We start from the raw sequence: 14,675 nt of genomic DNA, 5'->3' as shown, positions 1-14,675 counted from the left end.
AAAGATGTATATAGTTGAGGGTGTTGGAATTTAATAGTCGTATGGTTTTCAAATTTTACGAAAACGAACTTTCCTATTAACGTAGCCTTTTATTTAAAGATATATGTTATTATACAAAATAAACCAAAAAGGAGGAGTTAAATGGGTGAATTCCAAGTCATACATTTAGGTAAGGTATCTTTTCAATTAAAAGAAAAACATAATTTTGAATGGCTGCTAAATATGGGGGAAGTATTCGCCGTGTTTGATGAACAAGACTCAGGAAATATCTGTTTTGGCATTAAAAACGACGGGATAAAAAAGTTTGTAAAGTATGCGGGAGCGAAGACAAAAGAATACACTGGACAGCCGGAAGAGGCAATCGTGAGGTTAAAGAAGTCGGTTCCCATTTATAAAGAGTTGGAGCATAAACACTTGATCACTTTACTAGAGTATTTTGAGGTTGAGAGAGGGTATGTGTTGGTTTTTGAGTGGTTTGAAGGGGAATGTCTACACGCTCATTGGTCATTTCCTCCACCACAAAAATATACTCATCCTGCGTCTCCTTATTATCGGTTCAAGCAATTACCCATTGAACGCCGTTTAAGCGCATTTAAGAGTATCCTAGAATTCCATTTAAATGTGGAACAGAAACATTATATAGCCATTGATTTTTATGACGGTAGTATTTTATATGACTTTAAGAACCATATAACAAAGATATGTGATGTTGACTTGTATAAGAAAAAACCATTCATCAACACAATGGGTCGACTATGGGGATCCTCAAGGTTTATGTCACCAGAAGAATTCGAATTAGGGGCTGCCATTGATGAACGAAGCAATGTATTTACGATGGGAGCCATTGCATTCGGACTGTTAGGGGGAGAACTTGATCGATCTCTATCAAAGTGGGAGGCAGGACAGAACCGATACCAAGCAGCAAGGAAGGCAGTTAAAGCAGATCGATGCGAAAGATATGCAACTATAGAAGAATTCAATGCGGCTTGGGAATCGCTAGGTAAATAAAAATATGCTAACGGTTTGTTATATTACAAATTGATAATTATTTATTGTAATTCGATAAATAATTACTTATAATTATGGTATTAAATGGTAGGAGCTGATGTTTTGAGAGGTAGAACGACAACATTTTTAAAGCTAATTGTTTATATGATTGGTTTTATTGTACTTATGTTATGTGTGTTTTGGCTGCCAAATATGGCGCAAAAAGCGGCATTAATAGATCCATCGTATGCTTATTTGAAATACCCTGTCCTTATAGGAATCTATCTGACGGCACTTCCTTTCTTTTTCGCCTTATTTCACTCACTTAAACTTTTAAGCTATATTAATCACAAAAATGCTTTTTCTGAACTAGCTGTCACCTCGTTAAAGGGAGTAAAATACTGTGCGATTTTAATCTGTATACTGTATCTTATGGGGATGGTTTTTCTTTTTACACAAGAGGCTTTACATCCTGGAATCGCATTAATAGGCTTTGCTATCTTATTTGCCTCTTTTAGTATTTCACTCTTTGCTGCGGTTCTTCAAGAACTGTTTACAAGTGCATTGGCAATAAAAACCGAACTTGATTTGACCGTCTAATGTGATGACGTGACCATTCCAACAGAAAAATGACTGAAATAAAACTCTCTAACAGCGTGTGTATCACGATGACGAGCTAAAAGCCTTTTTAAAGGAGAATAATATAGAGAATAGGGTTAACTGGCAGCAAGGAACAGAGGGGGACCCAATATGAAGTTAAATGTAAAATTAAATACACCACAAATCATCTTCACATCTGTGGTTGCTGCTACAATGCTCACGGTTGTAAATTATTTTGTGGAATGGGATAAATCAATATATACAGGCCTTTTTGCAGGTATAATTATTTTTATTGGAGCAGTATTTGCTAAGATTATTTTGAAAGATAAGAATTAGAGATAAACCTGATGTGAACGCGGTAGAAAAAGTTGCTTTTTAACTCTCGGGGCAGTTTAGTTAAAGAAGATAATGTCCTGTACACTATATAATAGCCTTATAATAAAGATAAAAAGAGTAGGTGTGAAACCAATTGTTTTCTTGGAGGATAACAAAATATGATCCTAAAAACAGAGATGAAAGAGGTTATTATCTTGATGGTAAGGAATGGACTTGTTTTTCAGAAGTAGGAACTAAAGTAAATGAAGAAGATTATTTAAGAACAGAATCAAATTACATAAACGCAATCACTACTTTCATGGATGAGATGGGTTTAAATAAGGCTTATTTAAACGCTTTAGAGATGTGGTCTGATGAGGTTGAAAATCAAAATGCTTCTGGTTTTTTATCAAAAATATGGGTGGGAAAAGGTGTAACTACTCAAGAAATCAATGAATTATCAAAGTTAACTTTAAGGAATGTTATTTGGTGTAAGTTAAGTTTCAAAAACGATTTTTTTGTTCATTTCGGATACGATTACTATATGTACATTGGGGCAAATAAGGATTGTCCTACCGCCCGTAAAAAGGTTGAAGATACTGGATTATTTGTGGAGAATTTTAATTCTCCTTATTTAAATTAGTACCACAATTTCAGTGATACCGATAAAAGGGTTTAAGTTAATTAGACGGTGGTACGGCCTTTCTCCACTATCGGAGCAGGTTAGTACAATAAGCATTGTTCAAACAGGTATAGAAAAGCCTTCAGGAGAGTGATAACACTGTATAAAAAATTAAGTGAAATTGCTTTTAATTATTTTATCGGTCAAAAAGTTATAGAAGTAGACACGGATAAGAATCTACCTCTAGGTTTGGCCTTGGAAGCTGGTCACTTAAATATAGAGTGTCCTTGGAGGCTGCAAGTATTAAATACAGTTGCAATTGGATATTCAGACTGCATTCAATCCCCTGAAAATTACTCGCATAAAAATGTTAAGAAGATTCTATTTGGGAAAAGAATTGTGAACATCTTACATTTTGAAGCGATATCTGATTTAGTGGTTGAGTTTGAAGGTAATATTTATCTCGAATTGTTCCACGATAGTAGTTTTTTTGAAGGATGGCAGTTGCAAGGAGACAATGGATTTTATTTATTTACATTACCTGGAGGTTCTTATTCAGATTAGTAAATTTCTTCTATTAATTAATAAGCTGTGACTCACTCTTATTTGTCAGTGGAAGTTTAGTTGAGTAAACCGGGAAGTAAGCAGCCGTAGATATCGGAAACTCCTAAGGTTGGTTCAAGTTTTAAAAAGGGGTATCAAGATCGCAATGATTTGATACCCTTTTTCGTATACACTTTGTACTCTTAACGATGTTCATTGTGCACAGGGTTAAATAAATCTTCATGTGAATGTCTAACCAATGAAAAATTGTCCACATTATAATGGCCGTGAAGGGTTTCATTGTGATGAAGAATAATTTGCTCCGCAGATAAGACTTTCGAATCGGAAGTAGAATGTCCATCGCCAACCAACGTTACATCAAAGTGATTGATCGTAGCTGTTCGAACAGCTGTATCGATGCAATGTTCTGTTTTACAGCCCATAATAACAAGGTGTTCGATTTTGTTTTCAGTTAAATAGGCTGTTAAAGGTGTTCCATAAAATGAATTAGTTGCTGCTTTATCAAATGTAACCGCACTGGAAGGGACATGAATCGCTTGATGTACTTGGAAACCGGTTCCTTCTCCGTTTGAAACATCTAGATCTCTTATAAATACAATCGAAACATTCTCTTTCATCGCTTTTTCTATTACTTTATTAATAGTATGTAGCAGCTGCTCTTTTTCAAAAACTGGAGATTCCTCGTGAGAACCTTCAATTAAATCCTGTTGCGCATCAATTATTAGTAAGGCTTGTTTCAATTTATTTCCTCCTTCAGATTAAATTCCTATGCGGAAATCCATAAAATAATAATGCCATTTATGAAGAAAAGGACACCATATAGCAAGGCGAATATACCTGCTCCAAATCCACCGTTATCAAATATTGCAGCTAACTGCAAAGTTCCATAGAATACGGCTGGTGATAAAATTAGCATACAGATTCCAAGTTTAGTCTTTCTCTTATCGTTTCTTTTAGATAAATAGTAGATAAGGAGATTAACACCTGCAAAAACCACGATTCCAAAAATTAATATTAAAGTGAGTGCCACGCTATTCACCCTTTTTGAATATTTTACCATATTATAAGGACTTTTACTTTTTAGTTCGGAAAATAAGTCCACTAATCACCAATACTAAAATGACAACAACAGAGAAGGGGTGTGTTAATAGATTCATTATGTGAAAAGGTGCTTGATGAATATACACAGCCTCTACCCATTGCGTTTCTTCTTTTATTGCAATGGCATTGGATGTTGAAGTTCCTTTTATTTGATAATAGTTTGTTCCTATTGGATAGAAGTTCGAAGCATTTCCGTAATAACTACCGGTCCTATCATTAGCCTTTGTCGTAACTTCCCCTATGATGTTACCAATTTCATTATTTTCGATTAATTCCTCTTGTTTAACTTCATAAACTTTTCCTTCCCAAACAACAAAAGTAATAGCCCAAGATAGTGCTTGAACAGTTGAGGAGATTAAAAATACAAATAATAGAGAAGAAAAAGCTATTTTTTTCATAACTTCCCTCCAAATTTAAATCGTTTATATATATTATAACGGTAAATTCTGTTAAATAGGACTAGCAGTATTGGAGTCAGTAGTATATTTTGCTCGTTTTAAAAGGATTTATGATAGCACTTATCGAAAAAGTACTCAATTAGGATTTTATGAAAGGTGAGGATAATGGAGAAAAGGCTGGAATATTTATATAAAGGTGAATCATTTGCTATACTTATGTTTGTTTTTACTAGTTATGTAATTAATCATGTATATCCTGAGTTACGGTTGTATTCACTTTTTTCTTTTTGGGTGTCCTTTTTTCTGTTAGAATTTCTTTTACTACAAGGGGCTGCTTACTGGTATGCAAAACTGAAAATGGTAAAAAGAAAAAATACATCTGATCATTCTTTTCCTCTTGTTTTAAAATTAAAGAGATTAGAAAAAGTTACGCTGGGTTTGTTTATCGTGTCTCTGCCTATATTCGGTATGGATTTTTTAAGATTCTCACCTTCTTTACCGATAGGAGGATTAACAATTGCAGCCTTTATCTATGTCTTTGCCCTTCTTGAATATATTAACTACTTTTATGTACAGCTATCCTACGATAATCTATCTGATATTACTCATCTTCTGAAATCAAGAAGATTAAAAAGATCCAGTATAAGTAAAGAGTATCGGCGTATATCTCAGATGAAGAAGTAAGTTCATGGTGCAGGTAGAAGTCAATAGTTGAAAGAGGGTAGTGATTAGATGGCGATAGTATTACCTAAAGTCACATTAAGGGAACTTGTGGTTGATGATGCAAAAGACCGTTACCAGTGGTGTCTCGATGAGTAAGTGACGAAGCATTTAAATATGCCTGATAAATACCCTCCATTCAGTGAGGAAGAAACGCTTCAATGGATAGAAATGTGCATACATAAAACGAACGGCTATGAACAAAAAGCCATTCTTGACCAACACGGGATTCATATCGGATGGGTAGATTTGAAAAACATTGATCATTTAAATCAACACGCTGAGCTAGGCATTGCTATCGGGGATAAACGCTATTGGGGTAAGGGGTATGGAGTAGCTGCAATGAATGAAATGCTCCATTTTGGATTCAATACCTTAGCTCTAAACAAAATTTGGCTGAGAGTGGAAATAGATAATGAAAAAGCAATTAGATCATATAAAAAAGTGGGTTACATAGAAGAAGGTATTTTAAGACAAGATCGTCTAAGAAAAGGTAAATTCGTTGATCGCTTAAGAATGAGTATAATAAAACAGGAATATATAACGAAGTAACCTGAAGGATTACCTTGGTTTGTTTTGTTAAGAAACCTAGAATTTTTATAAAACTTGATTATCGATTATAATGATGTAAAGCTGATGAGAGTGTGCGTGTTGATGATACGTTCCATGATTTAGCTTTAAACATGTTTATGAAACAATGACCTTTAAGAGGAGTGTTTTGAATGAAGAAGATTAAAACGGCGATTATCGGCTTTGGTTTATCCGGCTCTAGTTTTCATGCACCTTTCATTGAAAATCTTGAGGAGTTTGACTTATCAGCGATTGTTGTGAGACATGTCGATGCGGTTCGTGAGATACGACCGAATGTGCCTGTATACGAAAACTTAGATACCCTGTTTACAAATGAACCAGACATAGAATTAATCGTAATTTCGACGCCAACACCGACTCATTATGAGTTTGCTAAACAAGCAATAGTTGCTGGAAAGCATGTCATTGTCGAAAAACCTTTTGTGGTTAGCTCAGAAGAGGGTGCAAAGTTAATAGAACTTGCTAAGGAGTATAATGTCGTCTTAAGTGTCTATCAAAACCGCCGCTGGGATGGAGATTTTTTGACAGTTCAGGATATCGTGCAGAGCGGTAAGTTGGGTAGAGTGCATACGATAGAAATGAATTGGGACCGCTATCGCAAAGAAGTTCGTAACCGGTGGAAAGAAAAACAGACTCCGGGCAGCGGGAATTTTTACGATATGGCCCCGCATATGCTCGATCAAGCCAATGTATTGTTCGGGTTGCCGAATACGATCTATGGAAATCTACAAAAACAAAGAGATGGCGCTCAATCGACGGACTATTTTCATGTTGTGTTAGAATACGATCATGCAAGCGTCCTGATTCGTGGGGGAACGCTAGTAGCTGCTGAAACGCCAAGATTTGTTCTTCATGGAACAGAAGCGTCTTATATCTTGTTCGGACTTGATCCACAAGAAGCTCAGTTGGTAAACGGACTATCCCCGACAGAAGCAGACTACGGTAAGCCCGATGAAACTAGAAGCAGTATCCTGACAAAAGCCGATGGAACAACTCAAGTCATCGACGTTAAAAAAGGAAACTACAAAGCTTACTTCGAGCAAATCGCTCAAGCCATACGAAATGATGGACAAATCCCAGTCACAGCGGAAGACGGGCTGCAAGTCATTCGCATGATTGAAGCGGGAACGAAGAGCTTTACCGAAAAGAAAATTGTTTCACTTCTTGAAGCATGAAAACCAAGCAATCGCTGCTTGGTTTTTTTTTATGAGAAAATCACCATTTTATTGTGTGATTAGTTCTATTTTTCTGAATACTTTTGAACTATAATTAGCTAGCACGTTCGTTTACTAAACATGCTCAATATCATTTTTAGGAGTTGAATTCCATGATAAAGACTAAATCCTTATCAGAAGCATTTAGAGAAGCTAAGTTTCGAGTTGGAGAACATAGTAAAAGAAATGTTCAAGTATTAAAAGAAGCGTTCAAAGATGTCACTGGAAATATGGAAAGTGACTTTTATGGCAGAGGAAAAGTCATCGATGACTTTCAAGATCAAATGATGAGGTATCTTGGAAAAGAATCAGCCGTATTTTTCCCTAGCGGAACAATGGCCCAGCAAATTGCCTTACGCATATGGTGTGACGAAAAGAAAGTGAAAAAGGTAGCTTATCATCCCTTATGTCATCTAGAACTTCATGAAGAAGATGGATTGAAAAAATTGCACCATATCGAATCCATCTTGTTGGCAGATAAGGATCAGTTAATTACACTTGCGGATGTTCAAACGATACAGGAGGACATTGCTTGCTTAGTGTTAGAATTACCTCAAAGTGGAATGGGCGGGCAATTACCAGATTACAAAGAACTGCAAGCCATCTCCGATTATTGCCGTGAAAAAGGGATCAAGCTTCATTTAGATGGTGCCAGGCTTTTTGAGATTTTGCCTTATTATGAAAAAACAGCTGCTGAAGTATGTTCTTTATTCGATAGTGTGTATATCTCCTTCTACAAAGGAATTGGCGGAATTGCAGGGGCAGTTTTAGCGGGAACTAAAGAATTTACACGTGAATCGAAAATATGGAAAAGACGGTATGGCGGTGATTTAATCAGCTTGTACCCGTACGTTATTAGCTCCAATTATTATTTTAAACTTCGTATAAATAAAATGGCACAATACTATGAAGAGGCGAAAGAATTAGCAAAATTATATAATCAATGCCCTGAAATTAAAACAATTCCTGAGGAACCGGTTTCAAATATGTTTCATGTTCATATTGACCTTCCTGAAAATGAACTTGAACCGATTCTGGTACGAATATGTGAAACAACTGGTATAGCTTTGACGCCTTATATACAGCCAGGAGAGACAAGCTGTTCTTATGAAACAAACATCGGAGATAATTATGCGGAAATTCCCAAAGAAAAACTCCAGGCAGCTTTTTCACAGTTGGCAAAGGAAATAAGTAAAATAGCTTTATAAAATAACGATATAATTCGCAAATTCAAGAGACTGTATCCGATACAGTCTCTTGTCTTATGGAAAGAATTCAAACATTTAAACAGTTTGAGGAATTTGTGAGGATGATTATAGGCGGCATTTCACTCGTAAAGATCTAGCTGTTTGGGCCGTTTCTAAATTTACAGAAGTCAGATTCATAATATAATTGTTTACTATCGCTTAATCGCAGGTACCTTAACAACCTCTGTTTTCGCTAATAAATCATATAGGGATTGTTTCTTCTTTGTAAAAATGGCGGTCAATATATAAGCAAACATAAGAGCATAGATCAGTCCGCCAATCAGATAATAGATGATCGGTACTTCGCCATCACCTATATAAATCAAACGATAAACAAGGAAATGTGACAACTCCCATGGTAAAAACTTAAGGAGCGTTCGAAAGGTTGCATGCAGTATGGATAAAGTGTCCCCATTTTTTCCAACCACGCGTATACTCGTTTTCCGTTTCACAAATGACTGTCCCCCCATTTTTGAATCGCTAATAATAAAATAGAGTGATATAGGAAAGGTCACCATTAAAAAACCAGTAAACTGAGCTACGATCAATGAACCGTTGAAGAAGTCCTGTAAGGATGGAAAAAGAAAAACATTGAAAATAAAGAGAACAACTAAATATATAAGGATAAACAGGTAATCAATCAAGAAGGCTTTACAACGAAGTAGAAACGAAGCATTCACTAGCATCACCTCTTTCATATACTGTTGTATGTATGCTGAAAATAACATAATAATTGGAAAAGGTCATTGAGTAATTTTAGATAAGTTAAATCGAATAATCCTATGGGTAACTTCACTACATACAACTAATTAAAATTGATATATATGTAATTTATGTAATAATATATGATAATATATTTATAAATTTAGTTTATTGAAGATTACTGGATGCCTTTACCAGAGCTTTGCTTCAGAGTAAATTCAAAAAATAGGAGATTAATTTTTATGCAATTAAAACTAATGTGGTGTTCCATAGCCGTCATTGCTATAGGACTCTTTAGCGTGGTAGCCTCCACATATAAAGAAGATTCTAGAAACATCACTGAAATTAAACAGGATGAAAACAAAAGTTCCATTATAGAGGCTGCTAAAGAAAAAGATAAAAAACTAATACCAGTTGTCGTAGATACCACAAATGAAATCCATAGCCTTGATAATAATTTAGATCTAAATGTGTTTGCTTATCGGTATAATAGTTTTTTCGAAACAATGGAGATTAAGGGATCAGTTGAATTTAGCAAAAGTTCTCTACCAGATGAATTTTTTGCAAAAGTAGGAGATAAGATCACTATAAATGGAGTTACCCATCCAGATACACTATCTATAACCAATATTCGTTTATTGGGAGTTGACCTGAAAAGTGCTGATGAAATAGAGAATTTTAAAAATATCCTGTTTGCTTTTTACATATCTGTTTTAGATCAAGATTTAACACCCAATGAAATAGATGATATCTTCTATGATGAATTGAAGTGTGAAAAAATAATACAAAACGGAGGAGAATCTGAAGCCTTAGTGGGAGAAATCAAATATAACTTTTCTAATGAAGGGAGTGAAATGAGTTTCAGTGTCACTAACATCAATAATGATTGAACATACTAATTTAACATGCAGGGAGAACAGACTTATGCCAGAAAAAGAAGGTTCTTTTCGTAATCTGAATAGAAAAGAAAAGATGGCGACTATCGCTGGATTAGCCTTTCTAATTACACTAGTAGTTGGATTTGTATGGGGGCTTTATTTTTTTGGATTGGCTGGAGTTTTTGCCTTGCTGGGTGTTCAATATATATCTATTTGGTCCTTGGTTATATTTGTTGGCAGTTTTTTTATTTTAGGGATCTTTGTAGAATTGGTTTCTAAAGTGATTTTTAAAGTAGTTGTCCGAAATTTGACAGGAAAAATAAACGTATTCTTTATCCGAATCAGTATTGAAGGCATATCGAACTGGCTGCTCCTGTTCGCTGTGGATGAGTTTATGAATAGTATTACGCTTTCCTTGAAAACAGAGATACTTATCGCAGTACTACTTGCCATAATTGAAATGGTTTTTGACGGGGATAAAGAAATGCCATAAATGAGTTGGAAGGAGGATGATTATGATTTATCTAGCTCTTCTTCGGGGAATCAATGTAGGTGGAAATAATAAAATTGACATGAAGTTGCTTAAACAAACGTTTGAACGAGCCGGGATGAATGATGTGATGACCTATATCAATACGGGCAATATTATTTTTTCAGACAACGCCCTATCAAAAATTGAATTATCACATCGTTTAGAAGAGGTGATTCGAAAAGAATTCGGATTAGAAATTAGAGTATTGATTCGTAATGTCGATGAGATCAAAGGTATTATTAAAGCTATTCCTGACACATGGAAAAACGATAAAGAAATGACTGGTGATGTCATGTTTTTATGGGAGGAAGTTGATGATATAGCAATACTTGAGAAACTAGTCATTCAACCATCAATTGACACGGTAATTTATGTCCCCGGCGCAATCCTATGGATGGTTGACAAGGTCAATATAACGAAGAGCGGGAAATCAAAGATTATTGGAACGAAGCTATATAAACAAGTTACGATAAGAAATGTCAACACGACTCGTAAAATCTATGAACTTATGGAGCTTCAAAACAATTAGCTTTTTATCCAAGAAGAACGAGTGCTTTACTAACATAAGGTCAAGGTGAAATCTGTCGGTTCATGAAAATTTTAAAAAAGACAATGACTTTAAAATCAATTAGGGAGAAGTTGAAAATTACATATAAAAGGGATAGCTACAGGTTATCAGCATAAATAATAGAAGGAATTATTTTAATGGGGGATTATATATGACAGGTAAAATTGCAGTTATTACAGGTGTAAGTCGGCTGAGGGGGATTGGAACTGCTATTTGCAAAGAGTTAGCTGATGCGGGTTACCATATATTTTTTACGTATTGGACGGAGTATGATAAAGAAATGCCGTGGAGTATTGAAGAAGATGAGCCCTTAAAGTTAAAAGAAGAATTGTTAAAAAAAGGAGTTAAAGTATCGTGTATGGAGTTGGATTTGACACAAAATGATGCACCTGAACGACTTTTAAATAAAGTTTCTGAACAGCTTGGCTATCCGGATATTTTGATTAATAATGCAGCTTACTCAACGAACAACGATTTTTCTAAGATAACTGCCGAAGAATTAGATAAGCATTACATGGTAAATGTTCGCGCTACGACACTATTGAGTAGTAAATTTGCTCAAGGATTTGATAAAAAATCAGGTGGAAGAATAGTCAATATGACATCTGGTCAATCTCTAGGACCAATGCCAGGCGAATTAGCCTATGCAACAACAAAGGGAGCCGTTGATGCACTGACCGTTACTTTATCTGCTGAATTAGCCCCTCTAGGAATTACAGTTAATGCAATTAATCCAGGACCAACGGATACAGGGTGGATGACAGAGGAAATAAAAAACGAATTGAAACCATTATTTCCTTTCGGTAGAATAGGAAAACCGGGAGATGCTGCAAAAACGATTAAATTTATTGTGAGTGATGAAGCAGAGTGGATTACGGGTCAGATTATCCATTCAGAAGGCGGGTTTAAAAGATAAGCCTTGTGTTTAAGAAAATCACTTTTTTATGCTAGAATCTAATTGGAATACAAACAGAAAATACGTAAAAAGTGAGGAAATACGATGATTGCGAAAACAGAAGAAGATTTTAATGGTTTAAAGGAAATCGGAAGAATTGTTGCATCTATTAGAGATGAGTTGGTCCAAAGAACAATTCCAGGCATAACGACCAAAGAACTTGATGATCACGCTGGAGTGTTGTTAGAAAAAGCTGGTGCCATATCAGCCCCAAAAGGCGAATATGATTTTCCTGGCTATACGTGCATTAGTGTGAATGAAGAAGTGGCACATGGGATTCCAGGTTCTCGGGTTATTCAAGAAGGGGATTTAGTCAATATAGATGTTTCTGGTTCCAAAAACGGATATTTCGCAGATACAGGAGTTTCGATTGTTGTAGGCGAAGGAAAAGAAGAATTGAAGAAAATATGCGACGTGGCTAAGAAGGCATTTGAGGCAGGAATTAAGAAAGTAAAACCTGGTTCCAAAAAAAGCGGACTTGGAAAAGCAGTTTTCCAAACAGCGAGAGAGAATGGATTAACGGTTATCAAAAACCTTACAGGACATGGGATCGGCCGTTCCATACACGAAGCACCTGACCACATTTATAATTATAATGATACATGGGATGATGAATTATTAAAAGAGGGTATGGTAATCGCATTTGAACCATTTATCTCGAACTTGGAAGAAGAAGTATACCAAAAAGACGACGGTTGGACCTATGTGACAGGAAAAAGCTTCGTCGCTCAATACGAACATACCCTTATTGTAACGAAGGCTGGACCGATTATTATTACATTATAAGCAAATAAGATCTCGACTTATCTAGATAAGTCGGGATTTTTATATGGTAAATTTAATTCTTATCTATTTGATCCAAAAAAATTATATTCCTCTAAGCTTTTTCCATTTTCTAATTTTTGTACGAAATGATTTGAATGGTGCAACCGTATTAATATGAACCCATTTTCAAATTGGCCAACTAGAAGGGGTGGTCGTTGCCCATTGTCTACCACCTTGTTCAAATAATTCTTTATCATTATAGCTTTCTATTAATTGAATTATTTTATGAACATCGCGCTCAAACAGATTAATTAACGTTTCAATCGAATAATCTGCATACTGATCATAAAAGCTCTGATAAAGTCCGCCAAGGTTATTCCACTTATAATCTGGTGTCGGTGTGAGTACTTCTTTTCCATCTTTATTATCTTGTTCCCATAATAATAGTAAGTTCATCCATCCCAATTGGTAAGCAATCATTTGGGAGGGGGCTCTATCAAGTTTATCTACCAAAAAATTTTTATCAAGATCATTAACAGAATGAAATTCATCGCTAAATAACTTTGCTTGTTTAGTAATTTCATCAATTAATGCCTGTTTATTAGCATATTTTTGCACTCGTTATCATCCCTTCTTCAAGATTATTACGTTAAAGTACCGAAAATTTCTTAATTAGACTCTCCTATTGTCCCCTCGTCTAGGGGTAGGTTAGTGCAATAAGATGATACAATATTGTTAGAACAAAGATTAACAACGAGGTGACATTATGAAGTTATCATTGGCAGCAAATGAAGAAATTAATATGCTGCATTCAAAGTTTAAAAAATTTAATACCCATCTTCTTGATGAGCCAAGAAAGATGTACCCGTTTATTGGTATTATGGATGTCTTTAATCGTGTTCTTACTGAAGATGAGGCAAGTGAGCTATTGGGAAGAAGCCATAATTTAAAGCACGGTGAAAAATTTGTTAGTACATTTACTCAACTTTATCATATAGAAGATAATGAGCTGTATGTACACATTTATAAAAAAAAGTTAATACAAAACAAAGAAATATTTAAATTTATATTAGCATCCTTAAATCGAGTAGAGGCGAGTCTTTTTCGAAAAATATTTTCTACCAATAAGGGGATTTATAAGATAGGTGATGTGGAAGCCCTTATCTTTTTAACGAAACTTTCAGTAAATGAACAGCATTTTTCAAATTTTTTCTTTCCTTCACTTGATACAGTGATAATAGGGAATTATGAATTATCTTTTCCTATATATTCTAAGACGTTAATAGGTTTTAAGAAATGTAAGGAGATTATCGAAGAAAATGGTCTATTTATAAGACCATAAGGAATATTGAATTAACTGATCCTTAATTGTACAACGACTAAAAAGGCTTTCTTTTGATTTATGTTTCGCAGTTAGAATGTACTGCTATGTAAGGTAATGTTTTAAAAATAGTCATTTTATTCAACTGTTAATAATGTTATATTTTACCTGTTAGAATAAAAGGAGGTTTATAAATGGCGTTGGAATTGAGAAATGAATGTGAACGATGTGAGTCCCCACTTTCAAATTTTTCTCTTGCTTACATATGTGTTCATGAATGTACTTTCTGTGAACCTTGTACAGAAGAAATGAAAAATATCTGTCCTAACTGTGGTGGCGAACTCGTAAGAAGGCCGAGAAAACAAACCTTAACTTCACAGTAAGCAAGGAATATGTACACTATATGTTAATTACATTAATCATACTAGATTTGATCTTCATTCAATTAAATGAACTTTCTTAATGGTATATCTTCTTTTGGAAGAATGGGTTATATATAATTATTTGAAAATTATTATTATTCAAAGGCAACCTAAACATGTGGGTAGCTGTCTTCTTACCTTATAAGGAAATCTTTTCTTATCTCTTTATTCCA

Annotated in this window: 19 protein-coding genes and 2 pseudogenes; 16 read left to right on the top strand and 5 right to left on the bottom strand. The window is 34.8% G+C overall.

Annotation, left to right across the window (positions count from 1 at the left end; all coding sequences use genetic code 11):
* Nucleotides 1-141 precede the first annotated feature (141 nt).
* The 5 genes from MHI18_RS01040 to MHI18_RS01020 all read left to right on the top strand — a co-directional run bounded on the left by MHI18_RS01040 (nucleotide 142) and on the right by MHI18_RS01020 (nucleotide 3,088).
* On the top strand, nucleotides 142-1,008 hold the full coding sequence (locus MHI18_RS01040) for a protein kinase domain-containing protein (RefSeq protein WP_340845548.1): 867 nt from the start codon (nucleotides 142-144) through the stop codon (nucleotides 1,006-1,008).
* Nucleotides 1,009-1,110: 102 nt separating this feature from the next.
* Nucleotides 1,111-1,587, top strand: a complete 477-nt coding sequence (locus tag MHI18_RS01035; protein WP_340845547.1) for a DUF2975 domain-containing protein — start codon at nucleotides 1,111-1,113, stop codon at nucleotides 1,585-1,587.
* Nucleotides 1,588-1,737: 150 nt separating this feature from the next.
* The gene (locus MHI18_RS01030) at nucleotides 1,738-1,923 is read left to right on the top strand and encodes a hypothetical protein (protein WP_340845546.1); all 186 of its coding nucleotides are present in this window, start codon (nucleotides 1,738-1,740) and stop codon (nucleotides 1,921-1,923) included.
* Nucleotides 1,924-2,056: 133 nt separating this feature from the next.
* The gene (locus MHI18_RS01025) at nucleotides 2,057-2,545 is read left to right on the top strand and encodes a hypothetical protein (RefSeq protein ID WP_340845545.1); all 489 of its coding nucleotides are present in this window, start codon (nucleotides 2,057-2,059) and stop codon (nucleotides 2,543-2,545) included.
* Nucleotides 2,546-2,674: 129 nt separating this feature from the next.
* Complete coding sequence (locus MHI18_RS01020; RefSeq protein WP_340845544.1) at nucleotides 2,675-3,088, top strand: DUF6188 family protein; 414 nt, start codon at nucleotides 2,675-2,677, stop codon at nucleotides 3,086-3,088.
* A gap of 182 nt (nucleotides 3,089-3,270) precedes the next feature.
* Here MHI18_RS01020 and MHI18_RS01015 read toward each other — a convergent pair whose 3' ends face one another.
* From MHI18_RS01015 to MHI18_RS01005, 3 genes are read right to left on the bottom strand one after another with little or no spacing between them, the layout of a single operon-like run.
* Nucleotides 3,271-3,828: an isochorismatase family protein gene (locus tag MHI18_RS01015; RefSeq protein ID WP_340845543.1), complete on the bottom strand. Its 558-nt coding sequence runs from the start codon at nucleotides 3,826-3,828 to the stop codon at nucleotides 3,271-3,273.
* 26 nt (nucleotides 3,829-3,854) lie between these two features.
* The gene (locus tag MHI18_RS01010; RefSeq protein ID WP_340845541.1) at nucleotides 3,855-4,118 is read right to left on the bottom strand and encodes a hypothetical protein; all 264 of its coding nucleotides are present in this window, start codon (nucleotides 4,116-4,118) and stop codon (nucleotides 3,855-3,857) included.
* 43 nt (nucleotides 4,119-4,161) lie between these two features.
* On the bottom strand, nucleotides 4,162-4,587 hold the full coding sequence (locus MHI18_RS01005) for a hypothetical protein (RefSeq protein WP_340845540.1): 426 nt from the start codon (nucleotides 4,585-4,587) through the stop codon (nucleotides 4,162-4,164).
* Between the two features lie 165 nt (nucleotides 4,588-4,752).
* Here MHI18_RS01005 and MHI18_RS01000 point away from each other — a divergent pair, with 165 nt between their 5' ends.
* The 4 genes and pseudogenes from MHI18_RS01000 to MHI18_RS00985 all read left to right on the top strand — a co-directional run bounded on the left by MHI18_RS01000 (nucleotide 4,753) and on the right by MHI18_RS00985 (nucleotide 8,320).
* Nucleotides 4,753-5,271, top strand: coding sequence for a general stress protein (locus MHI18_RS01000; RefSeq protein WP_340845539.1), 519 nt, complete (start codon nucleotides 4,753-4,755; stop codon nucleotides 5,269-5,271).
* A 54-nt stretch (nucleotides 5,272-5,325) separates the two neighbouring features.
* A pseudogene (locus MHI18_RS00995) lies at nucleotides 5,326-5,859 on the top strand (GNAT family N-acetyltransferase).
* Nucleotides 5,860-6,029: 170 nt separating this feature from the next.
* The gene (locus MHI18_RS00990; protein WP_340845538.1) at nucleotides 6,030-7,073 is read left to right on the top strand and encodes an oxidoreductase; all 1,044 of its coding nucleotides are present in this window, start codon (nucleotides 6,030-6,032) and stop codon (nucleotides 7,071-7,073) included.
* Between the two features lie 152 nt (nucleotides 7,074-7,225).
* Nucleotides 7,226-8,320 carry a threonine aldolase family protein gene (locus MHI18_RS00985; protein ID WP_340845537.1) on the top strand — a complete coding sequence of 365 codons (1,095 nt, stop codon included), beginning with the start codon at nucleotides 7,226-7,228 and terminating at the stop codon, nucleotides 8,318-8,320.
* A gap of 191 nt (nucleotides 8,321-8,511) precedes the next feature.
* Here the strand turns inward: MHI18_RS00985 and MHI18_RS00980 are convergent, their stop codons facing one another.
* Nucleotides 8,512-9,039 carry an RDD family protein gene (locus MHI18_RS00980; RefSeq protein ID WP_340845536.1) on the bottom strand — a complete coding sequence of 176 codons (528 nt, stop codon included), beginning with the start codon at nucleotides 9,037-9,039 and terminating at the stop codon, nucleotides 8,512-8,514.
* A 264-nt stretch (nucleotides 9,040-9,303) separates the two neighbouring features.
* Here MHI18_RS00980 and MHI18_RS00975 point away from each other — a divergent pair, with 264 nt between their 5' ends.
* The 5 genes from MHI18_RS00975 (at nucleotide 9,304) to map (ending at nucleotide 12,780) form a co-directional block, all read left to right on the top strand.
* Entirely contained in the window at nucleotides 9,304-9,951 is a 648-nt protein-coding gene (locus MHI18_RS00975; protein WP_340845535.1) for a hypothetical protein, read from the top strand.
* A gap of 34 nt (nucleotides 9,952-9,985) precedes the next feature.
* Nucleotides 9,986-10,432, top strand: a complete 447-nt coding sequence (locus MHI18_RS00970; protein ID WP_340845534.1) for a YrvL family regulatory protein — start codon at nucleotides 9,986-9,988, stop codon at nucleotides 10,430-10,432.
* Nucleotides 10,433-10,454: 22 nt separating this feature from the next.
* A complete protein-coding gene (locus MHI18_RS00965; RefSeq protein WP_340845533.1) occupies nucleotides 10,455-11,000 on the top strand; it encodes a DUF1697 domain-containing protein in 546 nt (181 codons plus the stop codon).
* Between the two features lie 190 nt (nucleotides 11,001-11,190).
* Complete coding sequence (locus tag MHI18_RS00960) at nucleotides 11,191-11,955, top strand: SDR family oxidoreductase (RefSeq protein ID WP_340845532.1); 765 nt, start codon at nucleotides 11,191-11,193, stop codon at nucleotides 11,953-11,955.
* A gap of 84 nt (nucleotides 11,956-12,039) precedes the next feature.
* Nucleotides 12,040-12,780, top strand: a complete 741-nt coding sequence (gene map, locus MHI18_RS00955; RefSeq protein WP_340845531.1) for a type I methionyl aminopeptidase — start codon at nucleotides 12,040-12,042, stop codon at nucleotides 12,778-12,780.
* An 81-nt stretch (nucleotides 12,781-12,861) separates the two neighbouring features.
* Here the strand turns inward: map and MHI18_RS00950 are convergent.
* Nucleotides 12,862-13,377: pseudogene (locus tag MHI18_RS00950) on the bottom strand (ClbS/DfsB family four-helix bundle protein).
* 148 nt (nucleotides 13,378-13,525) lie between these two features.
* Between MHI18_RS00950 and MHI18_RS00945 the strand changes: the two are divergent.
* Both MHI18_RS00945 and MHI18_RS00940 read left to right on the top strand, forming a co-directional pair.
* Nucleotides 13,526-14,101 (top strand): hypothetical protein, encoded by a 576-nt coding sequence (locus tag MHI18_RS00945; protein WP_340845530.1) that lies wholly within the window; start codon nucleotides 13,526-13,528, stop codon nucleotides 14,099-14,101.
* A gap of 173 nt (nucleotides 14,102-14,274) precedes the next feature.
* Entirely contained in the window at nucleotides 14,275-14,463 is a 189-nt protein-coding gene (locus MHI18_RS00940; protein ID WP_340845529.1) for a DUF1272 domain-containing protein, read from the top strand.
* Nucleotides 14,464-14,675 lie beyond the last annotated feature (212 nt).

This window comes from Peribacillus sp. FSL H8-0477, assembly GCF_038002765.1.
GTDB lineage: Bacteria > Bacillota > Bacilli > Bacillales > DSM-1321 > Peribacillus.
Note: the sequence above shows the minus strand (reverse complement) of the source record. Positions and strands in the feature narration are given on the sequence as shown.